The following is a 23,709-nucleotide window of genomic DNA, read 5'->3' on the forward strand; positions in this document are numbered from 1 at the left end:
TGGGCACTCACTGGGGAGAGGACGGAGACACGATCGGCGCAGCGGGCGCGGACATGGGCGCCGGCGCCCGGCGGTTCGGCAGCCAGGCCGCGACAACCTGCATGACCAGGCACAGGCCGATGAAGCCGACGTTCGTCCACGTGTAGGCCTGCGGCGCGAACGGCGCCATCACACAGACGTAGGAAACACGCAGGAAGATCAACAGGGAAAACAGCGACACCGTGGCGCGCAGCCGCGACACGCTCCAGCGCAGCATCACGTACAGCACGACGGCAGCGGCCACCGCGCCGACCGGGCCGAACGCCATCAGGAACGGGAAGAACTCCGTGCCCACGTTGATGGTCGGCGCATCCAGCGGAATACCCGTGCCCGCGGTGGCGACCGAGCCGCTCAGCGGCACGACCTGGTGGATGAGGAAGCTGGAGTTGCTGTAGTGCTTGGCCAGGATCGCGCTGAAGTTGTACGGCCCGGCGGTAGCGTAGAGGAGCAGCCACTTGATGCCTTCCGGTGCCGCGCGATACATCGCGCTGAACGGCAGGGTGAGGTGGTCCAGCGGCCCGGAGCGCAGCATGCCGAGCAGCGAGAACACGCTGACGCCGGCGAAGCCGAGCAAACCGACCGCCTTCCACGGCACGGGCCGGGCCTCGTCCCGGCGCAGCAGGATCACCAGCGCGAACGCGAACACCGCGGCGAACACCCGGTTGCGGTCGATCACCAGGATCGGGAACAGGAAGCCGATGCCGATGAGCGTGTTGCGCAGCCACCGTTTCCTGGCGCACAGCAGCCCGATCGGCGGCAGCACCCAGCAGATGTCCGATACGTGCCGGACGTGCTCGTGCCCATCCTGCATCACGGCGTAGGACGACGGGTTGCTGAACAGCGGGATCGGGAACAGCGCGAGGTCGAGCACGCAGAAAACCGCGATCAGCCCCGCGAAGGCCAGCGCCACGAACGCGTCGCGGGTGCCGACGTAGCTGCGTGCGCGAAAGCGCGAGGCCGGCGGAATCCTGATCTGCGCCTGCACGTCGAACCAGCCGATCGCCGCGGCAACCACCGCCAGCAGCAGCAGGCCCTGCAGATAGTCGACCGGGAGATCGTAGGTGAGCAGGGTCAGCGCGCAAGCCAACAGCAGCGGCAGCGCGAGATAGGCCGACGGCAGACACAGCAAACGTTTCATGCCGCCTCCACGCCATGGCGTCCGGATGCAGGGCGCAGCTTCGACAGCAGCCACAGCCACGACCAGGCGAGCAGATGCTGCGCCAGCGACCACGGCTGCCCCTGCAGGAACGCGATCTTGGCGCCGATGTGGTGCGCCTGCGCCCGCAGCAGGGTCCGGTACGGCTCGTCGAACAGGCACGCCCGGCGCAGCGCCACCTGGCGCGACTCGGCGAGGTTGCCGATCCGCGTGGCGGTGTGCCGCGTCCGACTCAGGTTCGCGCCGTGGATGCGGTAGGCGCAGACGCTGACGTCGATGAAGCCGAGCGCGTCGCGGGCCGCCAGGCGCAGGAACAGGTCCCAGTCCTCGATGCGCAGGCCTTCGCTCCAGCGATCGACGGTGTCCAGCGCGCTCCGGCGCATCAAGGCCACCGGCCCGCCGATGGCCCAGTGGCTGATGATGGCGCGGCGGATACCGTCGTCGGAGCGATACAGGCTCTTGCTGCCGCCGCGAAGCAGGCCCATGCCGCTGTCGTGCAGCCGGTTGCCGTGCTGGTCGACCACGACCGAATCGCCGATCACTGCACCCTTGTCCGGATGCGCCAGCAGGTAGCGCACCTGGGCATCGAGACCGCCCGGCAGCAGGTAATCGTCGCTGGCGCCGGGACGGAGAAACTCGCCGTTCGCGCGCGCCGCCAGCTCGTTCAGCGTCGCCGCGATGCCGCGGTTCTCCCGCCGCACGTACTCGATCGGGATATCCATGCAATGCGTCGCCACCCAGTCGGCAATCCGCTCGGCGGTGCGGTCGGTCGAGCCATCGTCGATGACGATGAGCTCCTTGGCCGGATACGGATCCTCCAGCACGCTGTCCAGGCAGCGCTGCACGAAACGCTCGTGGTTGAACGCGGGGATCAGCACGGACACCAGCGGCACGTCGTCGCTCATCATCGCAGCCCTCCCAGATAACGCCGGGCCACCAGCAGGTTGAAGACGAGATACAGCAGATAGTTGACCGCGAAGGCATACATCGCGCCGACCAGGCCGTAGCGCGCGGCGAACACGTAGACAAGCACGAGGTAGCTGGCCGCGAACACGCATTCGGAGATGACGAACAGTTTCGTCATCGCCTTGGCCAGCATCAGGTAGGAAAGAACGAAGGAGGCGACCTTGATGACGTCGCCGACCAGTTGCGGGCCATACAGCGCGTTGGCGGGAGCGAACTGCGGCGTGAACAGCAGCCAGGTCACCCATCCGCGCAGCGCATACACCATGGTCGCCACCACGATGACCGCCGGCAGGACGTGGCGGCCGGCGCTGCGCAGCTCGGCCAGCAGCGCCTCGCGGCCGTGCGTCGAGGCCAGCTTGGGCAGGTAGTAGATGTTGATGGCCGCGGTGAAGAACAGCAGATAGGCGTCCGACACCTTGCTGACCGCCTGCCAGTAGCCGACCTGCTCCCAGCCGAATTGCAGCGCGAGATGATCGCGCACGGCGATGTTGACGAGCGGCGGCAGCAGCGCGGAGGTGAGGGTCATCACCGAGAACGTCGCCAGGCGCAAGGTCATCTCGCGGTCGTAGCGCAGCCGCAGCATGCCGCGGCGGAAGTACGAGCTGCGCCACCACGCCGGCAAGGCGATCGCCAGCCACAGCAGCTGGCCCAGCACCAGCGCCAGCAGCGCGCCATACAGATGCAGCCAGCGCGCCAGCCAGATCATCATGACGATGCCAACGAGCGCCCCGCCCGCCTGGATGAAGGCCAGCCGGCGCACGTCCATGAAGCCGTTGACCACCGCGAGGATGTAGTTGAGCAGCGCGATGCCGAGCTGGGCGACGGCGAGCACGCGGATCAGGCCGGCATAGCCCGGGTCGCCCAGCAGCCACGCGGCGAGCTGCCGACTGAGCAGCAACGCCGCGCCGCCCATCAGGCAGGAAGCGCAGAACGCGTACCACAGCGCGGCGGACAGCAGGCGCGACAGCCGGGGCGGATCGTCGCGGTACTCGGCGACGTACTTGACGATGGCCGCGCTGATGCCGCCGCCGGCCAGCACCGCCAGCAGCGACATCAGGCTCATGAACTGGCCGAGCCGGCCAACGCCCTCCGGGCCGGCGAACCACGCCACCAGCTTGATCGCCACCAGCCCGGCGAGCAGCCGCGCGGCGGTCGCGAGGCTGGTGTAGAAACCGGCGCGCACGATGTTCATGCGCCGCCTCCGAACGCGTTGCAGGCATCGATCACCCGCGCCACGTCGTCATCGCCCAGGGTCGGCCCCAGCGGCAGGCTCAACACCTCGTCGCACAGTCGCTCGGTCAGCGGCAGGCAGACACGGCGCAATGCGGGATACGCCGGCTGCCGATGCGCCGGCACCGGGTAATGCACCTGGGCCTGGATGCCCTGCGCACGCAGGTGCCGCTGCAGCGCATCGCGCTCGGCGCAGCGCACCACGAACAGGTGCCAGGCGTGCTGTTCCTCGCGCACCGCGCCGGGCAAGCCGATCCGCGGGTGGCGGATGCCGTCGCGATAGCGATGCGCCACCCGGCGGCGCCAGGCCACGTCCGCATCGAGATACTTCAGCTTCACCCGCAGCAGCGCCGCCTGCATTTCGTCGAGCCGCGAGTTCAGCCCCTGGCAGAGGTGGCGGTATTTCACCTCGGAGCCGTAATTGCGCAGCGCCGCGATGCGCCGTGCCAGCGCCGCGTCGCCGGTCACCACCGCGCCGCCGTCGCCCAGCGCGCCGAGGTTCTTGGCCGGGAAGAAACTGAAGGCCGCCGCGTCGCCGAACGCGCCGGCCCTGCGCCCGTCGCACAGCGCGCCGTGCGCCTGCGCCGCGTCTTCGATCAGCAGCAAGCCGCGCCGCCGGGCCAGCGCCGCCAGCGCCGGCATGTCGGCCAGCTGGCCATACAGATGCACCGCCATGATCGCGCGCGTGCGCGGTCCGATCGCCGCCTCCACGCAGGCCGGGTCGAGGTTGAACGTCGCCGCATCGGGCTCCACCGGCAGCGGCACCAGCCGGTTCTCGCTGATCGCCAGGAAGCTGGCGATGAAGGTGTTGCCGGGCACGATGACCTCGTCGCCCTCGCTGAGGACACCGAGTTCCTTGTAGCCGCGCAGGATCAGCGACAACGCATCCAGGCCGTTGCCCACGCCCACGGCATGGCGCACGCCGCACCAGCCGGCGAACTCCTGCTCGAAGGCGACGAGCTCGTCGCCGAGCACGTACCAGCCCGAATCGATGACGCGTGCCGCAGCGGCCTTCAGCTCGTCGGCGTAACGCGCATTGACTTCCCGCAGGCTCAGGAACGGGACGTCGGCCGGGGCGGCTTCCGTCGGTGCGTTCTTCATCACGTCGAGGCCCATCACAGCGGCCACTCGTAGCAATCGTGCACGATGCCGCGCGCACCGAAGTATTCCTTCTGCGTCACCAGCCCGCTGTTGAGCACCGCCCCGGCCTGCTCGGTGGAAATGCCGAAGGAGAAGTAGTGCCGGTCCGCATACGTGCCGCCGATCAGTTCGGCGAGCAGGAAGCTGAGCGCGTCGAGCTGCCGCCCCTCCTCCGATGCAGCCAGGTACTGGGTGTGCACCACCCGGCCAAGATCGTAGACGAGGGCGCCCGCCAGCAGCACGCCTTCCCGGCGCGCGTCGTGCAGAACGATCTGCCGCGGGAAGCGCGCCTGCAGCAGGCGCAGCTCCTGCAGGCTGTGGGTCGGCGCGACGTGATGCTTGCGCAGCACCTGCGACAGCAGCGCGTGGAACGACGCCGGATCGGCGCCGACGTGCAGGCTGATGCCGGCTCGCCCCGCCCTCCTGACCGCGCGCCGGCGCGGCTCGGTGAACTGGAACGGTTCCTGCAGCGCAATCACCGAGGACAGGTCGCGACGCACCACGCGTGCCCCCATGCGCTGCAGCGCGTAAAGATCCTCCTCGGCCGGGTACGCATGGAACACGTGCGGCACCGCCTTGTAGACGATGCGCTGCGCGCCCAGCGCCCGGTAGAGATCGGCCATCTGCCCGAACACGGCGAGCGTCGCTTCGGCACGCAGGGCATGGCCGCTGATCAGCCCGGCATAGGTGAGTCCGCCATGACTGGTCACCAGCTTGTCGCGGATATCCGCCGGGAACACCGCCACGATCCGGCCTTGGTGCTCGACGACCAGCGAACAGTCGACGAAGCGATCGGCGTGGTAGTCCATGTAGCCGCGCCGGTGCAGCAGGTTGCCGTTCCTGGAGCGCTCGACCAGGGCGTCCCAGGCATCGGCATCGGCGGGAACGTAGCGCCTAACCGCGAGCATCGGCGCCACCGTCGAGGTGCGACACGAGGGCTTCGGCCACGCCGAAGCCGTCCACGCCCATGTCGTTGCCGTTGTAGAACATCAGCAGCTTGTCGCGCTGGCGGATCAGCGCGGGGTAGCAGATGGTCCGCGAGTCCCAGCCGCTGTCGGACAAGCCCAGGCCCAGCGCATCGTCGCGGCGTTCCCAGCGGATGCCGTCGTCGCTGCAGGCCAGGCCGGGAAAGTATTCGCCGCTGAGGTTGCCCCGCGTGAAGTACATGACGTACCCGCCGCCGCGCCGGTACACCCGTGGCCGCCCGATCCGGTACTCGCTGCCGTGTGGCAGCAGGCAGACCTGGTCTTCGTGCGGCATGGCGCGCAGATCGTCGGTCTCCGCGTAACGGATGTGGTAACGCGGAAACGGCTGGCCGCCGATGATTTCCCAGTCGTCGCCCACGGCGTACCACAGCCGCCAGCGGCCGCCTTCATGGATGGCCGAATGCACCGCGCCGATCGTGCTGCGGCCGGGCGCGCGATCCAGGATCGGCGTCTCCTGCACGCGCCGGAAGTGCTCGCCGCCATCGGTCGAAATCGCCAGGCCGGTGAAGGCCAGGAACTTGGCCCTGGCCACGTGCTGGAAGCCGACATAGAACAGGTGCAGGCCGCCCGGCGCGTCGACCACGTCGCCCAGGATCATGCCGTTGTCATCGAAACACCCGCCCCGGCCGACGTCGAGTACCGGTTCGGCGCTGACGCGCACGATCGTGGCCGGGTCGTCCGCGCGCACGTCGACATAACCGATGCGGCTGACGCCATCGCCATCGCGAAAGCCCGCGTAGACGCGGATGCGTTCGTCGTCGATGCGATACGGGGTCGGCGTGAGCGCCGAGTGGCGCATCCAGCCGCCCACGCCATGCCGCGCGGTGTCGAATACCAGCCCTTTCTTCCTCCACGCGGCCATGGCCATTCAAAGCTTCACGTCGAAGCTGGACTTGTCGGGCACGGCGCGCGCCGGCGAACCGACGTAGATCCGGCCCGGCTCGGTATCGCGTGTCACCAGCGCGCCGGAGCCGATCACGTTGTCGGGCGCCACCTTCACGTGGTCGTTGAAGGTAGTGTTCACGCCGACGAAGCTGCCGGCGCCGATCTCGCAGTAGCCCGACACGACCGCGTGCGAGGCGATGAACACGTTGTCGTGCACGACCGTGCGGTGCCCCACGTGGTTGCCGCTCCACAGGATGCAGTTGTTGCCGATGCGCACGAAAGGCTGGATCACGTTGCCTTCGAAGATGAAGCTGTTCTCGCCCACTTCGGCATTGCGCCACACGAACGCACGCGTGCTGACATAGGTGGCGAACCGGTAGCCCCGGCGTTTCAGCTCCTGGTAAAGGCGCGTGCGCAGCCGGTTGAGTTGGCTGGCGGGGATCGCGACAAACACGTCCACCTCGCCCGGCGGGTAGTCCGCTTCGAGTGTTTCGAAGGCCACCACGGGACGCCCTGCCAGCGTCGGCTGCACCAGGTAGTCGCGCTCGACACTGAAGGCCGCCACGTCGTAGTCGCTGTCGTGCTCGAAGTACTCGCAGGCGATCTGCGCAAACTCGCCGGCGCCGATCAGGACTAGCGGCCTTGCCATGCCGTCGCCCCCTCCAGCTGCATGACGCCGCTCACCTCGCGCAGGAACTGGTCGTAGTCGGTGATGTAGTCGTCTGGATCGAACGGGTGGTCGGCCAGCACCATCAGCACGCAGTCGTCGCTGAAGTCGTAGAGCTCTCGCCACACCATGCTGCCGAGCAGCAGGCCCTGGGCGGGATCGTCGAGCACGATCTCCGCCACGCCGCTGCCGTCATCCAGCAGGAAAGTGACCGAGCCGCGCACCGCCACCGCCAGCTGGCTGAGATGGCGGTGCGCGTGCCGGCCGCGATGCACGCCGTTCTTCGTGGCGAAGATGTAGTACACGCGCCGGATCGCGAAGGGCACGTTGCCGTCCTGTTCCAGCGCGACGAGCATGCCGCGGCTGTCGCCATGTTTGTGCAACTGGATGCGTTGGATTTCCATGGGTCGGACCCGGCTGCAAATCATGGGATGGCGACTTACAGGCTTGAGTGCCGCCCGACTGGACAAAGGTTGCGCCGGGCAGCAGGCGGCGGATCGCCGGCGCCGCACGGCCTGCCCCCGGGTCAGGCGCAATCGCCGGCGCGCCCAGGCGCCGCGCGCAACCTTTGGTGGCCCGGCCGGCACTTACCCGCAGCCTGCAGCGGTCTGCCGGTACGGCCGGGGCAGCATCGCTGGCCGGCGCGTGGCCCGCGCATCGCCGCATCCGATCAGGACCCAAGGAGAACCCATGTTGCCTTTTCCGACCCGATCCGAAACCGGCCGCCGCGGGAGCCTCCTGTGGCACGGCCTGGCGATCCTGCTGCTGTTCGCCAGCAACGCCGTCCATGCAGTTCCCTCGTTTGCCCGGCAGACCGGCTACGTCTGCGCGGTCTGCCACTCCAGCGCCTTTGGCGGCGGCGACAACGGGCCGGGGCTGACGCCGGTCGGCATGCGTTTCAAGCTCAACGGCTACACCGACGCGAACATCAGCGACGCGCTGCCGGTGGCCGCGCAACTCGTGGCGGCCCGCACCAACCCCGCGCGTGGCGACAGCAAGAGCCGACTGACCGAAGCCGACATCTACCTGGCCGGGCGACTGACTGACCACGTGGGCAGCTTCGTCAAGATCGAGACCGACAACATCGGCAACGGCAAATACAACACCAGGCTGAGCAACCTCGATCTGCGCTTCGTGGCCAAGGCGCTCAAGCTGGGCGGCAAGGATCTGACGCTCGGCGTGAGCGTCAACAACAACCCGGGGTTCAACGACCCCCTCGCCGTGCTGCCAGCCGCTTCGACCCTGGGTCCACCCGGCGTCACCGGGACCCTGCTGAACCTGTCCAGCCCCGGCGCACCGGCCAACCGCGTCATCGGCGCCACGGTCTACGCCCTGTACGACTCGGACTGGTACGGCGAAGTCGGCACCTACAACTCGTTGCAGACGTCCGTGCAGGATCGGCTGGGTTATTCGGTCGGGGGCGATCCGGGCAAGTTCAGCGACACCGGATACTTCCGCTTCGCCTACATGAAGGAGTTCAAGGCCCAGTTCGTCTCGGCCGGCGTGGTGGGTCTGACCACCCGGCGCCAGCGGCCCCGTCTGGGGCCCGCCGACGACATCACCGACCTGGGTTACGACCTCACCTACCAGTACCTGGGCAACCGGCAGAACATCCTGCAGCTCAGCTACGTGAACATCTTCGAGAAGCGCGATTACGGCAGCACGCCTGCCAGTCCCATTGTTCCGGGCCTGCTCGCGCTGCCGCAGGGCTCAGCCCGCGACCAGATCGCCACCGCCATCTACACCTTCAGGCAAAGCTACGGCATCGCGCTGTCCCGCATGGTCAGCACCGGGTCGCGCGACCCCGCCCGCTACATTCCCTACGGCAATCCCGATACCACCAGCAACCTGATCAGCGTGTTCTGGGTACCGTTCGGCAAGACATCCTTCAACTCCCTGGCCAATCTGAGGATCTACGCCACCTGGTTCCGTTTCAGCCGCTTCAACGGCGCGCGCACCAACATCTTCGGCGCGCCGCCCGGGGCGCCGATGACCAACGCCAGGGACCTGAACGCCTTCACGATCTCCGTGAGCGCGGCATTCTGAAGGCGCGCAAGGGCATTGCCGCGTGGCCCGCCCCGTTCACCGGACACCCGCGGGGCTGGCCGCCTTGTACGCGCGGACGCCGGCGCCGTTCCCGCAGCCGGCCGACGATGCCCGTGCCACGTCCGGGCATCGTCCCTTGAGAGAGGACACCCCTTTCCGCGCAGATTCGGCTATAACGCGTGCATGCCTTCCGTGGTGCGGCCATGCCATGGGGCGCAGCCGTACTCGACCGATCGAACAATGACGCGATGTGGCTTACCTGTCCCGCGGTCAAGGCCTCTGGCGCACGTCGCCGCGACGGCGCGTGCCCACGGCACGGTGCCCGTGCGTTCGAGCCCCAGGTAGATTCGATGGCGGCACGTGGCCCACGCTGCGCAGGCATCGTGCCGCACCGGGCCCGGCCCTTCCACCTCGACGTCGGCACCCGCGGCCGCTGCCTTGCCCGCATGGGGCTGGGGCTGCTTGCCGTGGCGATGGCCGCCGCGTATCCCGCCCGGCTGCACGCGCAGTCGACCAGGGTGGCCGGTACGGTCGCACTCGGTTCGCAGCTGGCCGACCGCGGCCTGGCGATCACGCCGGCCACGCCCACCCTTCAGGTGGCTGCCTCGTGGATCTCGTCGACAGGCTGGTCGGTGAGCCTGTCCGGAAGTGCCGAAGTCCGTACGCCGGGGCGCATCGTCCAGACCCTGCTCCAGGGGTCGCGCCACTGGTCGCTTTCCGGCGACTGGCAGATGCAGGCCAGCGTGCTCTACTACCGCTATTCCGGCGACGCCCGCTCGACCGCCTACGACCGCGGCGAAGCCGGGATCAACTGGCTGTACCGGGACATCCTGACGTTCGGCCTGTCGGCCAGCCGCAGCATCGGCTCCGCGGATCGGCGCACGCGGGCCGCCGCCGATCTCGATTTCCACTGGCCGTTGACGGAACATGCCTTCGTTTCCGCCGGAGCGGGCGTCGCCCACGTCCCACCCGCGCGGTACAGCCACTACGGCCAATATGGGCATTACCGGCCCCACGATGGCGAAGGCTTCTACCGCTACGGCCACGTCGGGCTGATGTGGGTCGATGGCGCATGGCGGCTGGAACTCGATCGCGTCATGACGGACCTGGGATCGCGATGGTCGACGCGGGACATGGCCGCGCAGCCCTGGGTCGCCACGCTCTCGCGGTCCTTCTGATCCACCGGCAACCTTTGCCGGCCGAAACGGTACTCACGCATGGACCGACCGCGTTCCGACCACCCACGAAGCCATGAACGACGCTGATACCGACGCTGACGCCACCGATCGCATGCTGCTCCAGCGCATGTCGATGGGCGACCGTACCGCGTTGGCGGTGCTCTACCGCGGCTACCACGGCAGGTTGTGCCGCTTCCTGTCCCGACTGACGCGGCGTCCCGACGTCATCGAGGAGGTCATCAACGACTGTTTCTGGATCGCCTGGCAGAAGGCGGACAATTTCCACGGCGACTCGCGCGTTTCCACCTGGATCATGGGCATTGCCTACCGCTGCGGACTCAAGGCACTGCGCCAGCATGGCGACGAACCCGTCGCCGACGACGCGCTGGGGCAGGATCGCATCCCCGCCCACGACCCGGGCGAAGACCGCGAACTGCGCGACTGGCTGAGCAAGGGTCTCGGCTGCCTGTCGGTGGACCAGCGGGTCGTGATCGAGCTGGTCTACGGCGTGGGGCATTCCCTGGATGACGTGGCCGCCATCATGCAATGCCCCGTGGGCACGGTGAAGGCGCGGCTGTTCCACGCGCGCGTGAAACTGCGTAACGTACTTCCCTCCCTGGCTGGAGACTCGCCGATACGCAAGGAGGGCGCGCCATGATGTTCCAGACGAGTTCCGGTCGCGACTGCGCCCGCGCCTGGGAAGCCATGCCCTGGGTGCTGCAGGGCAGTGCCCCGCGGGAGCAGGGCGAAGCGCTGATGGGCCACCTGGTGCACTGCGAAGCGTGCCGCGCCGAGTTTGCGCAGCAGAGCCGCCTGCAACTGGCGCTGTCGCTGCCCTCCGATATCCCTCTCGACGCCAACGTCGGGCTGAAACACTTGCTGGGCCGCCTCGACGCGCCGGCTCCGCTGGAGGCGCCGTTTCGTTCACGCACGGCAAGCCGGCTGACGCGCGCCCTGGCCGCCGTCGTGCTGATCCAGGCCATCGGCATCGGGGCATTGGGCACGAAGCTGTGGTCGGAAGGCGGTCGCCCGTACTACCGCACCCTCAGCGAGTCGCCCCGGCCGGCCACCCCGGGTTCGATCCGCGTCGTGCCTGATGCGGCCATGAAGCTGGCCGACTGGGACGCGCTGCTGCACGCCCTCGGCCTGCAGGTGGTGGATGGCCCCAACGACGTCGGCGCCTATACCGTCGTACCGCGAAGCACCACCACGACGGAGCAGCAGGTGCTGCAGCAGTTGCGCGCCACTCACGGCATCCGCCTGGCGGAGCCCGTCGCCACCACGCCATGAAGCATGGCGCCATCGTATTCGCTGCGGCGATGGCCCTGAGTGCCTGTGCGCACCTGCGGCCCGCAGCGCCGGCCGATGCCCCCGCCGAACCGCACCGTTCATCCGTGGCCAGCGCATCCGCCATGGACAGCCAGCGCGACATCGTGCTGGCCGTCGCCAACCCGCTGGCCCCTCCCGCCACGCATGCCGGTTCCAGCGTGCTGGGCTATGTCCCGTCCGCAAACTATGGAGTCGGCCAGCGGGCAGCATCGACGCTGGCGGCGCTGAAGAGAACCTACGGCTGGCAGGAGGTCACCGGCTGGCCGGTCAAGGCGCTCGACCTGTACTGCATCGTGCTGACGCCGGCCCCCGGCATGCCCCGCGCCGCCCTGCTCAAGGCACTTGCGGCAGACGCCCGGGTGCGGCTTGCCCAGCCACTGCAGGATTATTCCGTTTACGCCGATCCACCACGGCAGGGTGCCCACCACTACAACGATCCCTATGCCGACTTGCAGCGCGGCTTCGTCGAAACCGATGCGGCACTCGCGCACAACTTCAGCCAGGGAGCCGAGGTCGATGTCGCGATCGTCGATACCGGCGCCGACCTGACCCACCCCGACCTGCGCGGACGCATTCGCGACACCACCAACCTGGTCGACGCGGATCGCGCGGCGTTCGACCGCGACAATCATGGCACCGAGGTCGCCGGCGTCATCGCCGCCGACGCCAACAACCACCAGGGCATCGTGGGGATGGCGCCCAAGGCCCGGCTCAGCATCTACAAGGCATGCTGGTATCCGCCCTCGCCCGGCGCCGGCGCCCGCTGCAACACCTTCACCCTGGCCAAGGCCCTGGCGGCGATCATCGACACCGATACCCGCATCATCAACCTGAGCCTGGGCGGCCCGGCCGATCCGCTGCTCGACCAGCTGCTTGCGCGGCTGCTGGAGCAGGGCCGCATCGTGATCACGGCCCTGCCGCCGGACGGCAACGCCGCCGGCTTTCCCGACAGTGCGCCGGGAGTCATCGTCGTGCGCAGCAGCAACGCATCGAGAGCGCCGCCGGGGGTGCTGAGCGCACCCGGCAACGACATCCTGACCACCCAGCCGGGCGGCGGCTACGACTTCACCTCCGGGTCGTCCATGGCCGCCGCGCACGTGAGCGGCATCGTCGCCCTGCTGCTCTCCATGGCGCCCGGGCTGGATGCGCGTTCGGTGCACGACTTGCTGCTGCAAAGCAGCCGGCTTTCCGACGGCACGCTGCAGGTGAACGCCGCGTCAGCCGTGGCGCGCCTGCGCAGCAAAGAGAAGGCCGCCCCCTGACGGAAACGGCCCGCCAGAGGCGGGCCGTCAGGGAAAGGCGACAAGCGTCGGAGGGTGTTCCTCAGAACGGGATCTCGTCATCCGCGAAACCGTTGTCGGCTGGAGCCGGCGACTGGCGCGACTGGTTGCCGTAATCGCCGCCGCGCGACTGGCCACCGCTTGCGCTGCCGCCGCTACCCTGGCGCTGGCCGCCCTGCGGGCGCTCGCGCTGGTAACCGCCGCCACCCGCGCCACCCTCGCTACCGCCGCCGAGCATCTGCATCTCGCTGGCGATGATGTCGGTGAAGTACTTTTCCACACCATCCTTGCCGGTGAACTTGTCGGTGCGGATGGACCCCTCGATGTAAACCTGGCGCCCCTTCTTCAGGTACTCGTTGGCGATTTCACCCAGCCGGCCGAAGATCTTGATCCGGTGCCACTCGGTACGCTCCTGCTTCTCGCCGGACTGCTTGTCGGTCCACGACTCGGAGGTGGCCAGGCTGAAGCTGCAGATGCTCATGCCGCTGCCGGTGCTGCGCAGCTCCGGGTCTGAGCCAAGGTTGCCGATCAGGATGACTTTGTTGACGCCACGTGCCATGGGTATGTCCTCGTTGAGCCGGGCGCAAGTCTGCGATGGGTTGCGGCCGGAGTGGTGGATCAGGCGGGCTATCATAACCGCAGCACGGGTCCGGCGCAGCGGCCCGGAACCCCGGCAGACGTGGGTTTCGTCCGGCCCAGGCCGTCCGGGCCAGGCGGTGCTTCAGGCCGGCGTGCCGGCAGCCCGCAGGTCGGCCGCAGCGGACGGTACAGGCAGGCGCTCGACCCCGTAGCCGGCCGCGTCCCACGCCTCCAGTCCGCCCAGCAGCGGGCGCACCCGGCGATAACCCTGCGCCATGAGGACCTTGGCCACCCGGGCGGCGGACACTTCGTTCGGGCAGTTGCAGTAGACCACCAGCTCGCGGTCGAGCGGGATGTCGTGCACGCTGCGGTCGATGCCGTGGTCGTCGAGCAGCAGCGCGCCGGGGAGCACTCGCGTATCGAGCAGCCGCGAGCCTTCCGCGCGCACGTCCAGCACGACCGGCGCCGACTCCGACTTCATCGCGCGCTCCAGCTCATCGACCGTGATGCGCGCCATCCGCAGCGTGCGCAGCAGGCGCCGGCGCTGCCACCAGCGTGCCAGGACGTACAGCGCGAGCAGGACCAGCAACACTCCCAGCGCGAACGTGCCGGCATCCGCGATGGCTGCCAGCAGGTCGTCGATCTGATCGGCAAAGGCATAGCCCAGCCCAACCGCCACCGCGCCCCACAGCAGCGAACCCAGCCCGTCGAACCACACGAACCGCGACAGCGGCAAGCCCATCGCACCCACCAGCGGCGGCGCCACCGTGGCCAGCCCCGGCACGAACTTCGCGATCAGCAGCACCTGCCCGCGCCAGCGCTGGAACTGGATCTCGGAGCGCTGCACGCACGAGTCGGGCGACAGCGAGATACGGCACAGTAGGCGCATCACGCCCCCGCCATAACGGCGGCCGGCCGCGTACCACAGGGCATCGCTGAGCAGGCAGGCCGCCACGGTGACCAGCAGCACGCCAACCGGCGACACCTGCCCATGCGCCGCCAGCGCACCGGCCACCACCAGCGTCGGCACCGCCGGCAGCGGCGCGCCAAGCTGGGTCACCAGCACGTTGAGGAACACCAGCAGCACGCCGTACTGCGCGATCAGTGCGAGGATTTCATGAGCCATCGAAGCGGTACCCGATGCAGCGAAGCGCCGAGCATCCATGATTGGCCCGCCAATCGGCTATTGCAAACCCTGCGCGGGCCGCACTACGCCGGTTGGGCTTCGCCTGCAGTCTGGCGACCTATCCGGCGCGAGCCGGCAACCACCAGCGGCAGCCACAGCAGGGTCAGCGCCGCGGCGTAGACGAACACGCCGTCGGGCCCGAGTCGACCCAGCGTGATGCCGCCAAGCGTGCCGCCGACGAACGCGCCGATGAACTGGCTGGTCGAATAGGCACCCATCGCCGCACCGCGCAGGTGTTCCGGCGCCAGCCGCGAGACCAGGCTGGGCAGTGCCGCCTCCAGCAGGTTGAAGGCGGAGAAGAACACCGCCGCAGCCACGCCGAACGCGGCCAGGTGGTTGCCGGACAGTGCGAAGCCGAGCAGGGCCAGACCGATCGCCACCACGCACACCATCACGATGCGCAGGCTCTGCGCGATCTCGCGCATGAGGTGCAGGCTCGCACCCATCACAAACGCAGCCACCGTCATCACCGGCAGGTACAACTCCCAGTGCCGGTTCACCGGCAGGTGCAGCGTGTTCGCCAGCAGCAGCGGCAGGCCGACGAAACTGGCAGTGAGCAGCGCGTGCAGGAAGAACACCGAGCCGTTAAGCACCAGCATCCGCCCGTCGCGCAGCATCGCCAGCACCGGGCCGAAGCCAGCCGCTGCCGGCGCACGGGCACGCGCCGGCGTGGGCACGATCAGCCACAGCAGCGCCAGCGAGGCCAGCGCCAGGATCGAGGTGGCGGCGAACAGCCCGGGCAGCCCGGCGACCGCCTCCAGCGGCGGCCCCAGGATCAGCGCCAGCAGGAACGCCAGCCCGATCGACACGCCGATGATGCCCATCGCCTTGCCGCGGTTTTCCTCGGCGGTGAGATCCGCCGCCAGCGCGATGCCGGCACCGGCCACCGCGCCCATGCCCTGCACCGCGCGGCCGACCACGATGCCGGCCAGCGTATGCGACATCGCCGCGATCAATCCGCCGATGGCGAACAGGATCAGCCCCAGGGTGATCGCCGGCTTGCGCCCGATGCGGTCCGACAGCAACCCCAGCGGAATCTGCAGCAGCACCTGGCCGATGCCGTAGACGCCCAGTGCCAGGCCGATCATGAAGCCGCTGGCGTCGGGCATCGCCTTCGCGTACAGCGAGAATACCGGCATGATCAGGAACAGGCCGAACAGGCGCAGGCTGATCACGCAGGCCAGCGTCAACGCGCTGCGCAGTTCAATGCTTGAGAGTTTGCTCACTGGGGGATGTACATCGCCAAAGCCATGGCCGGCATTATAGGGGGCACCACGCACAACGACTGTGGTGACATGTCGCGGCGCAAGTTCCTGCAGCCCCTATAATCACGTCCTACGCCGCTGCGATGCACCCATGAACTCGATGCCTGCCGACGCCACCCGCCCCGCCGACTTCGCCCAGGTGCGCGATCTTGCCGCCGCCGACATGCAGCGCGTCGACGCGCTGATACGCCAGCGGCTGTCCTCCGACGTGGTGCTGATCAACCAGATCGCCGACCACATCATCGCCGGCGGCGGCAAGCGGCTGCGCCCGATGCTGCACGTGCTGGCCGCCGGTGCCGCCGGCTACCACGGCGAGCATCACACCAAGCTCGCCGCGATCATTGAGTTCATCCACACCTCCACCCTGCTGCACGACGACGTGGTCGACGAATCCGACCTGCGCCGCGGCCGCAAGACCGCCAACGCGCTATGGGGCAACGCCGCCAGCGTGCTGGTCGGCGACTTCCTGTACTCGCGCTCGTTCCAGCTGATGGTGGAACTGGACGACATGCGCATCATGCGCATCCTCGCCGACACCACCAACACCATCGCCGAGGGCGAAGTGCTGCAGCTGCTCAACATCGGCAACGCCGACGTCAGCGAAGCGGCCTACCTGGCCGTGATCGAGCGCAAGACCGCGGTGCTGTTCGCCGCCGCCACCGAACTGGGCGGCATCCTCGGCGGCCTGCCGGAAAACCAGATCGCCGCGCTGCGCCACTACGGCATGGAACTGGGCTACGCGTTCCAGATCGCCGACGACCTGCTCGACTACACCAGTGACGCCAGCACGCTGGGCAAGAACATCGGCGACGACCTCGCCGAGGGCAAGCCGACCCTGCCGCTGATCTACGCGCTGGAGAAGGCGAACCCGGAACAGGCGCAGTCACTGCGCCATGCCATCGAGCACGGCGGGCTCGACTCGCTCGACCGCATCATCGCCTCGATCCGCGATTCCGGTGCGCTGGAACGCACCCGCGAGCGCGCCCTGCTGCACGCCCGCGCCGCCCGCACGGCCCTCACCGCGCTGCCGGCATCGGCGCATCGCGATGCCCTGGCGACCTTGGCCGAGTATTCGGTGCAGCGCACGTTCTGACGGTTGGCGGAATTCAGCCGCGGGGCTCTCCACTTTCGATGCGCTGGCGGGAGCGCATTTTGTCCGCAGGGGGCCTGTGGTCGTGCGCGATGCTCCTGCTGCATTCACAGCAAAAAAGCGTCAGAGGCAAGAGCTTTCGTGCGCCTGCGGCGCCCGAGTTACTTTCTCTTTGCGTGGCCAAAGAGAAAGTAACCCAAGAGAAAGGCCACCCCGCTTACGCGCCTTGCGGGCATCCTGCCCGCAAGGTTCGCGGTCGGGCTACGGGGTTTGTCGACAGGGCATCCTGCCCTGACGACAAACTGGCCGGCATCCATGCCGGCCACCCTGCGGGCTTTTCCTCCGCCCGCCCGCCGCTGCAGAGGGGCCCCGGGTAGAGCAGCGCGCATCCTGCGCGCACTCTTCAAAAGAGCCAGATCAAAAGCCCAAACGAAGCCACAGCAAAGCGACGCTTTGCTGTGGCTTCTGCTCTTCAGCTCCATCACCGAGTGCGGGCCACGATGGCCCGCCGCTCCACCCGGGGTCCCTTGCGCGGCGGTGAGGCGGGGTCGACAGGCCGCGCAGCGGGCGTTGCCAAGGATGGCAACGCCTTTTCGCGCGGGCACGATGCCCGCTCGAAAAGCCCGGCCCCGACTCACGGACTTGTTGGGCAGGATGCCCAACAAGCGCCAAGCGGGGTGGCCTTTCTCTTTGGTTACTTTCTCTTTGGCCACGCAAAGAGAAAGTGACTCGGGCGCCGCAGGCGCACGAAAGCTCTTGCCCCTAGAGTTTTTTGCTTTGAAGGTGGCAAGAGCATCGCGCACAGGGTGCGCTCCTACAGATGTACCCGGCGAGCAAAAGCCCTGTGCTCAAAAGAGAGCAGAGGCCACGGAGTGAACCCATCGACCGTCCCCCATTGGCTCACCCACGGAAACCCATCGTTCAGCCCCCGTCGCTGGCGGCCTCGCCGCCGATCGGCGAGACTTCACCGCATGTTCCGAATGCGCCCAACCCGCTGGCTGTGGTGTCTCGCGGCAACCGTGCTGCCGCTGGCGTCGGTGCACGCCGCCGCGGACGGCTGGCGCTACGACACGGTGCATAGCCAGATCGTCTTCAGCATCAGCCACAACGGCTATTCGCGGCCGTTCGGGCGGCTGCACATCGCACGCGGCTGGCTGCGTTTCGACCCGGACAACTGGAGCACGGCGGCCACCGAACTGGACATCGACCTGGCCAGCTTGGACATGGGCGACGCCGACTGGAACAAGGCCGTGTGCAAACCGGCCCTGCTCGACTGCGCGGGCCAGCGCTACGCGCATTTCGTCAGCACCGGCGTGGAGCGCACGGACGACCGGCACGGCGTGCTGCACGGTCAGCTGACCCTGCATGGCGTCACCCGTCCGCTGGACCTGGCGTTCACCTTCAACCGCGCCGCCAGGACCATCTACGAATCGCACAAGGTGGCCGGCTTCTCGGCCACTGCCAGCCTGGACCGCAACAGCTTCGGCATCACCGCCAACGCCAACTCGATCGGCGCCAACGTCAGCGTGTGGCTGGAACTGGAAGCGATCAGTGACGAGCACGCCGTTCCATCCACCAAGGAGCAACCATGAGTCTGCGCAGCAACGACCACCAGTGGGGTTCGGTCGCCAGGTTCTTCCACTGGATCATCGCGCTGGGCATCCTCGGCAACGGCCTGTTCGGCCTGTTGATGGATCTGGCCAGCTCGCCGATGCAGAAGATCAACTGGCTGGCCCTGCACAAGTCGATCGGCCTTACCGTGCTGGCGCTGGCGCTGCTGCGCATCGCGTGGCGCTGGACCGACCGCCGCCCGGCCGAGGAACCGGCGCCGCGCTGGCAGCAACTTGCCGCGCGAGCGGCGCATGGCGCGCTGTACGTGTTGATCGTGCTGCTGCCGCTCAGCGGCTGGTGGTTCAACTCGGTCACCGGCAAGCCGCTGCAGTGGTTCAAGCTGTTCAACCTGCCGGCGCTGGTGCAGAAGAACGACACGCTGCGCGATTTTGCGCACGGCGTGCACGAGTACCTGTTCTGGTTCCTCATCCTGGTGCTGGTGGCGCATGTCGGCGGCGCGCTGAAACACCACCTGCGCGACCACGACGACACGCTGCGCCGGATGCTGCCGTTTGGCCGTCTGCGTGAGCGCCGCCCTTCCGAAGGAGACCATCGATGAAACGTCTTGCCATCCTGCTGGCGCTCGCCCTGCCCGGCGCCGCCGCGGCCACCGATTACACCGTGCAGCCGGCGACCAGCACGCTCGGCTTCAGCAACACCTTCCAGGGCGAATCGTTCGACGGCCGGTTCGGCCAGTGGACCGCCGCGATCAGCTACGACGCGGCGAACCTGGCCGCGTCGAAGTTCGACGTGGAAGTGAACCTGGCCAGCGTGAAGACCGGCGACAAGGACCGCGACGGCGCGCTGCCCGGTTCGGACTTCTTCGACGTGGCGAAATTCCCCAAGGCGCACTTCGTCACCACCGGCTTCCGCCAGAGCGGCGGCAAGGTGATCGCCGACGGCCAGCTCACCCTGCGCGGCGTGACCAAACCGGTGAGCCTCGAGGTGACGTTCAAGCCGCAAGCCAGTGGCGCCACGCTGGACGTGGCCGGCACGCTGAAGCGGCTGGACTTCGGCGTGGGCACCGGCGACTACGCCGACACCTCGGTGATCGGTGGCGAGGTGAAGGTCACGGCACATCTGCAGCTGGCGGCGAAGTAAACCTCCACGATGCCGAACGACAGCCTGTGGCAGCGCCTACGTGGACTGGTCAGCGGCGGCGGCGACCGGGCCACCACGCCACCACCGCGCGCGGACGCCGGCTCCACCCAGGTGGCCGACAGCCTGCGCGCGCTGCTGGATGACCCGAGCATCTCCGCGTCGGTACGCAGCGAGCTGGCCGCGGATTTCGGCCGCATCGAGCAGATGCTGGACAAGCTCCAGCGCGGCGAACTGCACGTGGCCGTGTTCGGCCGCGTCTCCGCGGGCAAGTCGGCGCTGGGCAATGCGCTGCTCGGCCGCGAGGCGTTCACCGTGGGCGTCCTGCACGGCACCACCACCACGGCCGACCACGCCCTGCTGGACGAGGCCCAGCACGACGGCCTGGTACTGATCGACACGCCCGGCATCAACGAGCTCGACGGCGAGGCCCGCGAAAAGCTGGCGTTCGAGGTGGCCGAGGTCAGCGATCTGGTGATCTTCGTCTGCGACGGCGACCTCACCCGCGAAGAACTCGACGCGCTGAAAAATCTCGCCGCGACCCAGCGCCCGCTGCTGCTCGCCTTGAACAAGGCGGATCGCTATGGCCGCGACGAACTGGACGGCCTGCTGGAACACCTGCGCCTGCGCGTGGCTGGGCTGGTGCGCGCCGAAGACGTGCTGGCGGTGGCGGCCCACCCGGCCCCGCAACGCGTGGTCGAGGTCGACACCCGGGGTCACGAGCACCCGCGCGAGCAGGCGCGCACGCCGGACGTCGCCACGCTGCGCGAACGCCTGCTGGCGATCGCTGCGCGCGAAGGCAAGACGCTGTCGGCGATCAACGCGGGGCTGTACGCCGGCCGGCTCACCGACCAGGTCAGCGCTCGCATCGCCGAAACCCGCAAGGCGGTGGCGGCGAAACTGATCCATCACTACTGCATCGCCAAGGGCGTCGCCGTGGCGCTGAACCCGATCCCGGTCGCCGACCTGCTGGCCGCCGCGGGGCTGGACGCGGCGATGGTGGTGCAACTGTCCCGCGTCTACGGCCTGCCGCTGACCCGCGCCGAATCCGGCCGGCTGGTGGCGGTGATTTCCGCGCAGTTGGCCGCGCTGATGGGCGCGATCTGGGGCATGCAACTGGTCGCCTCGGCGTTGAAAGGCGTCAGCGCCGGGTTGTCCGTCGTGGTCACCGCCGCGGCGCAGGGCGCGCTGGGCTGGTACGCCACCGTACTGATCGGCCGCGCCGCGGAGCGCTACCTGATCGCCGGTAAATCCTGGGGCCAAGCCGGCGCCAAACGCGCCGTCGCCGACATCGTGGCCAGCCTCGACCGCGACTCGATCCTGCGCGAGGCGCGCGAGGAAATCCTGAAGCGGCTGAAGTCGCGCCGCGCCTAGCAGCTTTGCTCCTCCCCCTGCTTGCAGGGGGAGGCTGGGAGGGGGTTAGGCTTTTGACTTTGCAATCACGATCAAAAGCGAACCCCACCCCAACCCTCCCCTGCTGCGCAGGGGAGGGAGCTCAGGCTCCGAGGAACGTGCGCACCGCCGCCGCATCGAATGGCCAGTCCAGTTCGCGCCCATCGCGCGTATCGCGCAGCACCGGCACGCGGGTGCCGTAGCGCTGTTCCAGTTCGACCGAATCGTCCACCCATGCGCTGTCGAAATCCGGCGCACGCGCCTCGGCCATCACCGCCAGGGCGAGATCGCACAAGTGACAGTAATCACGCTGGTACAGGATCAGGTCGGACATGCGGCTGCGAATGGCTGGGAACGCCGCGTAGAATAACCGGCCAACCCACACCCAAGCAGCGCACCCATGGCCGTCAGCGTATTCGACCTGTTCAAGATCGGCATCGGACCTTCGTCGTCACACACGGTAGGGCCGATGCGCGCCGCCGCGCGCTTCGCCGAGCACTGGCTGGAAGAGAAGGGCGTGCTCGACCGCGTCGCCCGCGTGCGCGCCGAGCTGTACGGCTCGCTGGCGATGACCGGCCGCGGCCATGGCACCGACAAGGCCGTGCTGCTGGGCTTCGAGGGGCAGCACCCGGACACGGTCGATCCGGACCAGATCCCCGCCACGCTGGAGCGTATCCGCGGCACGGGCCGCATCCATCTGCTGGGCAAGCGCGAGATCGCCTTCGACGAGAAGGCTGACCTGGTCTTCAACAAGCGCCAGAAGCTGCCGTTCCACACCAACGGCATGCGCTTTTCCGCCTACGACGCCGACGGCAACGAACTGGCCACGCGCGACTACTACTCGGTCGGCGGCGGCTTCGTGGTCAACACCGACGAGGCGGCGGAAGACCGCATCGTCGCCGACACCACCGCGCAGCCCTACCCGTTCAACACCGGCGACGAAATGCTGGCACTGTGCAAGCAGCACGGGCTGACCATCGCGCAGCTGATGATGGCGAACGAGAGCGTGTGGCGCTCCGAAGCGGAAACCCGCGCCGGCCTGCTGACCATCTGGCAGGCGATGAAGGACTGCGTCACCCGCGGTCTGCGCTCGCCCGGCACCCTGCCCGGCGGCCTGCACGTCACGCGCCGCGCGCCGGCGATGGCCGACGAGCTGCGCAACCAGCCCGAGGCCGCGCTGAAGGACCCGCTGACCATCCTCGACTGGGTCAACCTCTACGCGCTCGCCGTCAACGAGGAAAACGCCGCCGGCGGCCGCGTGGTCACCGCGCCCACCAACGGCGCCGCCGGCATCGTGCCCGCGGTCGGCCACTACTACCTGCGCTTCTGCCCGAAGGCGGACGACGAAGGCATCATCAACTACCTCCTCACCGCCGCCGCCATCGGCATCCTGTACAAGGAAAACGCCTCGATCTCCGGTGCCGAAGTCGGCTGCCAGGGCGAAGTCGGCGTGGCCTGCTCGATGGCCGCCGGCGGCCTCACCGCCGCGCTCGGCGGCAACGTGATGCAGGTGGAGAACGCCGCCGAGATCGGCATGGAACACAACCTCGGCCTCACCTGCGACCCGATCGGCGGCCTGGTGCAGATCCCCTGCATCGAGCGCAACGCAATGGGTTCGGTCAAGGCCATCAACGCCAGCCGCATGGCACTGAAAAGCGACGGCAAACACCGCGTCTCGCTCGACAAGGTCATCAAGACCATGCGCGACACCGGCCGCGACATGAAGGACAAGTACAAGGAAACCAGTCGCGGTGGCCTCGCGGTCAACGTCATCGAGTGCTGAAGCCTCACCCGTAGGAGCCCGCCCGCGGGCGATGCTCCACAACCGCGACGGACCGAAACAAGCATGCCTCACGAACGCTACAACCCAATTCCACTGAACATCCCGGCCACGAAGAATCGCTGGTCGAAGAATCCCGCGTTTGCCGAGACCTATAACGCGCTTGCCGACGAATTCCCTGCGCTGGGCCACTGCGCCAATGCCGTCGGTTGTGAATTGCACAGCGCACAGGCACCGAAACCCAAGGCGTCCCGCCGCAACCTCCCCCGCTGAGAAGGGCCGCCGGCCTGTTCACTGTATGGGGGTGGCCGTACGTCGCAACGCCGCCCCGCCGCGCGCAACTACCGATGACTGTTCGCTTTCGTGCCGCTGCGTGGCTTGGCTGACACCAGCCGTCTTGAAGGCGACGCCAAGGCAAGGATCACGTCGCATACGACCTTCTGCTGCGCCGCCGGCAGCTGCCGGTAGATGTCGAAGACCTTCTGGTCATCGTAGGTCGGAGCGTCTTCCTTGACCTGCCTCGCACTACGCTTCCCGCGCGCCGCGCGATCACCGAACCGCAGGAAATCCGGGCTTTCCTTCAGCCAGTCCGCCAACACGACCAACTTGTCCTGCTCGGGGATCCCCTTGCCGCTCAACCAGCGCGAAGCCGTCTGGAACACCACCGAGGTACCCGGAAAACGCAGGTTGAACTGCGTGACCAGCACCCCCGGGCGCGGCTCGTAGCCCTGCGCAATCATTGCGGCAGACAGGCGTTTCGAGAATTCGGCGCGTTCATTGCTCATCCCTTGGCAAGTTACCGACCG

At 68.2% G+C, this 23,709-nt stretch carries 25 protein-coding genes; 12 read left to right on the forward strand and 13 right to left on the reverse strand.

The genetic code is table 11. The annotated features are described in order from the left end of the window. Positions 1-7 precede the first annotated feature (7 nt). From QQA13_RS12900 to QQA13_RS12935, 8 genes are read right to left on the reverse strand one after another with little or no spacing between them, the layout of a single operon-like run. Positions 8-1,177, reverse strand: coding sequence for a hypothetical protein (locus tag QQA13_RS12900; RefSeq protein ID WP_108470937.1), 1,170 nt, complete (start codon positions 1,175-1,177; stop codon positions 8-10). Further along, entirely contained in the window at positions 1,174-2,103 is a 930-nt protein-coding gene (locus tag QQA13_RS12905) for a glycosyltransferase (protein WP_108470938.1), read from the reverse strand. The genes QQA13_RS12900 and QQA13_RS12905 overlap by 4 nt, the downstream gene beginning before the upstream one ends. Continuing rightward, complete coding sequence (locus tag QQA13_RS12910) at positions 2,100-3,353, reverse strand: O-antigen translocase (protein WP_108470939.1); 1,254 nt, start codon at positions 3,351-3,353, stop codon at positions 2,100-2,102. Before QQA13_RS12910 ends, QQA13_RS12905 begins: the two co-directional genes overlap by 4 nt. Beyond that, positions 3,350-4,507, reverse strand: a complete 1,158-nt coding sequence (locus QQA13_RS12915) for a DegT/DnrJ/EryC1/StrS family aminotransferase (protein WP_108470940.1) — start codon at positions 4,505-4,507, stop codon at positions 3,350-3,352. Before QQA13_RS12915 ends, QQA13_RS12910 begins: the two co-directional genes overlap by 4 nt. Beyond that, positions 4,507-5,439, reverse strand: a complete 933-nt coding sequence (locus QQA13_RS12920; RefSeq protein ID WP_108470978.1) for a GNAT family N-acetyltransferase — start codon at positions 5,437-5,439, stop codon at positions 4,507-4,509. Before QQA13_RS12920 ends, QQA13_RS12915 begins: the two co-directional genes overlap by 1 nt. Further along, complete coding sequence (locus tag QQA13_RS12925; protein ID WP_108470979.1) at positions 5,426-6,379, reverse strand: hypothetical protein; 954 nt, start codon at positions 6,377-6,379, stop codon at positions 5,426-5,428. Before QQA13_RS12925 ends, QQA13_RS12920 begins: the two co-directional genes overlap by 14 nt. Positions 6,380-6,385: 6 nt before the next feature. Next, entirely contained in the window at positions 6,386-7,051 is a 666-nt protein-coding gene (locus tag QQA13_RS12930) for an acetyltransferase (protein ID WP_108470941.1), read from the reverse strand. Further along, complete coding sequence (locus QQA13_RS12935; protein WP_108470942.1) at positions 7,036-7,473, reverse strand: sugar 3,4-ketoisomerase; 438 nt, start codon at positions 7,471-7,473, stop codon at positions 7,036-7,038. The genes QQA13_RS12930 and QQA13_RS12935 overlap by 16 nt, the downstream gene beginning before the upstream one ends. Positions 7,474-7,759: 286 nt before the next feature. Here QQA13_RS12935 and QQA13_RS12940 point away from each other — a divergent pair, with 286 nt between their 5' ends. The 5 genes from QQA13_RS12940 to QQA13_RS12960 all read left to right on the forward strand — a co-directional run bounded on the left by QQA13_RS12940 (position 7,760) and on the right by QQA13_RS12960 (position 12,884). Further along, positions 7,760-9,115, forward strand: a complete 1,356-nt coding sequence (locus QQA13_RS12940; RefSeq protein ID WP_108470943.1) for a cytochrome C — start codon at positions 7,760-7,762, stop codon at positions 9,113-9,115. A gap of 350 nt (positions 9,116-9,465) precedes the next feature. After that, positions 9,466-10,293 (forward strand): hypothetical protein, encoded by an 828-nt coding sequence (locus tag QQA13_RS12945; RefSeq protein WP_234411281.1) that lies wholly within the window; start codon positions 9,466-9,468, stop codon positions 10,291-10,293. Positions 10,294-10,366: 73 nt separating this feature from the next. Continuing rightward, complete coding sequence (locus QQA13_RS12950) at positions 10,367-10,951, forward strand: RNA polymerase sigma factor (RefSeq protein ID WP_108470945.1); 585 nt, start codon at positions 10,367-10,369, stop codon at positions 10,949-10,951. Further along, a complete protein-coding gene (locus tag QQA13_RS12955; protein WP_108470946.1) occupies positions 10,948-11,583 on the forward strand; it encodes a hypothetical protein in 636 nt (211 codons plus the stop codon). The genes QQA13_RS12950 and QQA13_RS12955 overlap by 4 nt, the downstream gene beginning before the upstream one ends. Beyond that, complete coding sequence (locus QQA13_RS12960) at positions 11,580-12,884, forward strand: S8 family serine peptidase (RefSeq protein WP_108470947.1); 1,305 nt, start codon at positions 11,580-11,582, stop codon at positions 12,882-12,884. Before QQA13_RS12955 ends, QQA13_RS12960 begins: the two co-directional genes overlap by 4 nt. Before the next feature lie 61 nt (positions 12,885-12,945). On the opposite strand, the gene ssb is transcribed toward QQA13_RS12960, so the two are convergent. The 3 genes from ssb to QQA13_RS12975 form a co-directional block, all read right to left on the reverse strand. After that, on the reverse strand, positions 12,946-13,461 hold the full coding sequence (gene ssb, locus QQA13_RS12965; protein WP_108470948.1) for a single-stranded DNA-binding protein: 516 nt from the start codon (positions 13,459-13,461) through the stop codon (positions 12,946-12,948). A gap of 162 nt (positions 13,462-13,623) precedes the next feature. Continuing rightward, positions 13,624-14,607, reverse strand: coding sequence for a DedA family protein/thiosulfate sulfurtransferase GlpE (locus QQA13_RS12970; protein WP_108470949.1), 984 nt, complete (start codon positions 14,605-14,607; stop codon positions 13,624-13,626). A gap of 83 nt (positions 14,608-14,690) precedes the next feature. Then, complete coding sequence (locus QQA13_RS12975; RefSeq protein ID WP_108470950.1) at positions 14,691-15,893, reverse strand: MFS transporter; 1,203 nt, start codon at positions 15,891-15,893, stop codon at positions 14,691-14,693. Between the two features lie 130 nt (positions 15,894-16,023). Here QQA13_RS12975 and QQA13_RS12980 point away from each other — a divergent pair, with 130 nt between their 5' ends. From QQA13_RS12980 to QQA13_RS13000, 5 genes are all read left to right on the forward strand, one after another. Then, complete coding sequence (locus QQA13_RS12980) at positions 16,024-17,025, forward strand: polyprenyl synthetase family protein (protein WP_108470951.1); 1,002 nt, start codon at positions 16,024-16,026, stop codon at positions 17,023-17,025. Between the two features lie 968 nt (positions 17,026-17,993). Continuing rightward, positions 17,994-18,614 carry a YceI family protein gene (locus QQA13_RS12985; protein WP_108470500.1) on the forward strand — a complete coding sequence of 207 codons (621 nt, stop codon included), beginning with the start codon at positions 17,994-17,996 and terminating at the stop codon, positions 18,612-18,614. Beyond that, the gene (locus QQA13_RS12990) at positions 18,611-19,192 is read left to right on the forward strand and encodes a cytochrome b (RefSeq protein ID WP_108470499.1); all 582 of its coding nucleotides are present in this window, start codon (positions 18,611-18,613) and stop codon (positions 19,190-19,192) included. The genes QQA13_RS12985 and QQA13_RS12990 overlap by 4 nt, the downstream gene beginning before the upstream one ends. Continuing rightward, the gene (locus QQA13_RS12995; protein WP_108470498.1) at positions 19,189-19,734 is read left to right on the forward strand and encodes a YceI family protein; all 546 of its coding nucleotides are present in this window, start codon (positions 19,189-19,191) and stop codon (positions 19,732-19,734) included. Before QQA13_RS12990 ends, QQA13_RS12995 begins: the two co-directional genes overlap by 4 nt. A 9-nt stretch (positions 19,735-19,743) precedes the next feature. Continuing rightward, positions 19,744-21,105, forward strand: coding sequence for a GTP-binding protein (locus tag QQA13_RS13000; protein ID WP_108470497.1), 1,362 nt, complete (start codon positions 19,744-19,746; stop codon positions 21,103-21,105). 121 nt (positions 21,106-21,226) lie between these two features. Here the strand turns inward: QQA13_RS13000 and QQA13_RS13005 are convergent, their stop codons facing one another. Then, positions 21,227-21,457 carry a glutaredoxin family protein gene (locus QQA13_RS13005; RefSeq protein WP_108470496.1) on the reverse strand — a complete coding sequence of 77 codons (231 nt, stop codon included), beginning with the start codon at positions 21,455-21,457 and terminating at the stop codon, positions 21,227-21,229. Between the two features lie 66 nt (positions 21,458-21,523). Here QQA13_RS13005 and QQA13_RS13010 point away from each other — a divergent pair, with 66 nt between their 5' ends. Then, positions 21,524-22,906, forward strand: coding sequence for an L-serine ammonia-lyase (locus tag QQA13_RS13010; protein ID WP_108470495.1), 1,383 nt, complete (start codon positions 21,524-21,526; stop codon positions 22,904-22,906). 63 nt (positions 22,907-22,969) lie between these two features. Beyond that, on the forward strand, positions 22,970-23,176 hold the full coding sequence (locus QQA13_RS13015; RefSeq protein WP_159082151.1) for a hypothetical protein: 207 nt from the start codon (positions 22,970-22,972) through the stop codon (positions 23,174-23,176). Between the two features lie 68 nt (positions 23,177-23,244). Here the strand turns inward: QQA13_RS13015 and QQA13_RS13020 are convergent, their stop codons facing one another. Further along, on the reverse strand, positions 23,245-23,688 hold the full coding sequence (locus QQA13_RS13020; protein WP_108470494.1) for a hypothetical protein: 444 nt from the start codon (positions 23,686-23,688) through the stop codon (positions 23,245-23,247). Between the last annotated feature and the right edge of the window lie 21 nt (positions 23,689-23,709).

This window comes from Rhodanobacter thiooxydans, from assembly GCF_030291135.1.
Taxonomy (GTDB): Bacteria; Pseudomonadota; Gammaproteobacteria; order Xanthomonadales; family Rhodanobacteraceae; genus Rhodanobacter; species Rhodanobacter thiooxydans_A.

What these genes read in the sequence shown, in the direction of transcription:
- QQA13_RS12900 (WP_108470937.1), bottom strand. Translation starts at nt 1,177, where the DNA reads ATGAAACGTTTGCTGTGTCTGCCGTCGGCCTATCTCGCGCTGCCGCTG.
- QQA13_RS12905 (WP_108470938.1), bottom strand. Translation starts at nt 2,103, where the DNA reads ATGATGAGCGACGACGTGCCGCTGGTGTCCGTGCTGATCCCCGCGTTC.
- QQA13_RS12910 (WP_108470939.1), bottom strand. Translation starts at nt 3,353, where the DNA reads ATGAACATCGTGCGCGCCGGTTTCTACACCAGCCTCGCGACCGCCGCG.
- QQA13_RS12915 (WP_108470940.1), bottom strand. Translation starts at nt 4,507, where the DNA reads ATGGGCCTCGACGTGATGAAGAACGCACCGACGGAAGCCGCCCCGGCC.
- QQA13_RS12920 (WP_108470978.1), bottom strand. Translation starts at nt 5,439, where the DNA reads ATGCTCGCGGTTAGGCGCTACGTTCCCGCCGATGCCGATGCCTGGGAC.
- QQA13_RS12925 (WP_108470979.1), bottom strand. Translation starts at nt 6,379, where the DNA reads ATGGCCGCGTGGAGGAAGAAAGGGCTGGTATTCGACACCGCGCGGCAT.
- QQA13_RS12930 (WP_108470941.1), bottom strand. Translation starts at nt 7,051, where the DNA reads ATGGCAAGGCCGCTAGTCCTGATCGGCGCCGGCGAGTTTGCGCAGATC.
- QQA13_RS12935 (WP_108470942.1), bottom strand. Translation starts at nt 7,473, where the DNA reads ATGGAAATCCAACGCATCCAGTTGCACAAACATGGCGACAGCCGCGGC.
- QQA13_RS12940 (WP_108470943.1), top strand. Translation starts at nt 7,760, where the DNA reads ATGTTGCCTTTTCCGACCCGATCCGAAACCGGCCGCCGCGGGAGCCTC.
- QQA13_RS12945 (WP_234411281.1), top strand. Translation starts at nt 9,466, where the DNA reads ATGGCGGCACGTGGCCCACGCTGCGCAGGCATCGTGCCGCACCGGGCC.
- QQA13_RS12950 (WP_108470945.1), top strand. Translation starts at nt 10,367, where the DNA reads ATGAACGACGCTGATACCGACGCTGACGCCACCGATCGCATGCTGCTC.
- QQA13_RS12955 (WP_108470946.1), top strand. Translation starts at nt 10,948, where the DNA reads ATGATGTTCCAGACGAGTTCCGGTCGCGACTGCGCCCGCGCCTGGGAA.
- QQA13_RS12960 (WP_108470947.1), top strand. Translation starts at nt 11,580, where the DNA reads ATGAAGCATGGCGCCATCGTATTCGCTGCGGCGATGGCCCTGAGTGCC.
- ssb (WP_108470948.1), bottom strand. Translation starts at nt 13,461, where the DNA reads ATGGCACGTGGCGTCAACAAAGTCATCCTGATCGGCAACCTTGGCTCA.
- QQA13_RS12970 (WP_108470949.1), bottom strand. Translation starts at nt 14,607, where the DNA reads ATGGCTCATGAAATCCTCGCACTGATCGCGCAGTACGGCGTGCTGCTG.
- QQA13_RS12980 (WP_108470951.1), top strand. Translation starts at nt 16,024, where the DNA reads ATGAACTCGATGCCTGCCGACGCCACCCGCCCCGCCGACTTCGCCCAG.
- QQA13_RS12985 (WP_108470500.1), top strand. Translation starts at nt 17,994, where the DNA reads ATGTTCCGAATGCGCCCAACCCGCTGGCTGTGGTGTCTCGCGGCAACC.
- QQA13_RS12990 (WP_108470499.1), top strand. Translation starts at nt 18,611, where the DNA reads ATGAGTCTGCGCAGCAACGACCACCAGTGGGGTTCGGTCGCCAGGTTC.
- QQA13_RS12995 (WP_108470498.1), top strand. Translation starts at nt 19,189, where the DNA reads ATGAAACGTCTTGCCATCCTGCTGGCGCTCGCCCTGCCCGGCGCCGCC.
- QQA13_RS13000 (WP_108470497.1), top strand. Translation starts at nt 19,744, where the DNA reads ATGCCGAACGACAGCCTGTGGCAGCGCCTACGTGGACTGGTCAGCGGC.
- QQA13_RS13005 (WP_108470496.1), bottom strand. Translation starts at nt 21,457, where the DNA reads ATGTCCGACCTGATCCTGTACCAGCGTGATTACTGTCACTTGTGCGAT.
- QQA13_RS13010 (WP_108470495.1), top strand. Translation starts at nt 21,524, where the DNA reads ATGGCCGTCAGCGTATTCGACCTGTTCAAGATCGGCATCGGACCTTCG.
- QQA13_RS13015 (WP_159082151.1), top strand. Translation starts at nt 22,970, where the DNA reads ATGCCTCACGAACGCTACAACCCAATTCCACTGAACATCCCGGCCACG.
- QQA13_RS13020 (WP_108470494.1), bottom strand. Translation starts at nt 23,688, where the DNA reads ATGAGCAATGAACGCGCCGAATTCTCGAAACGCCTGTCTGCCGCAATG.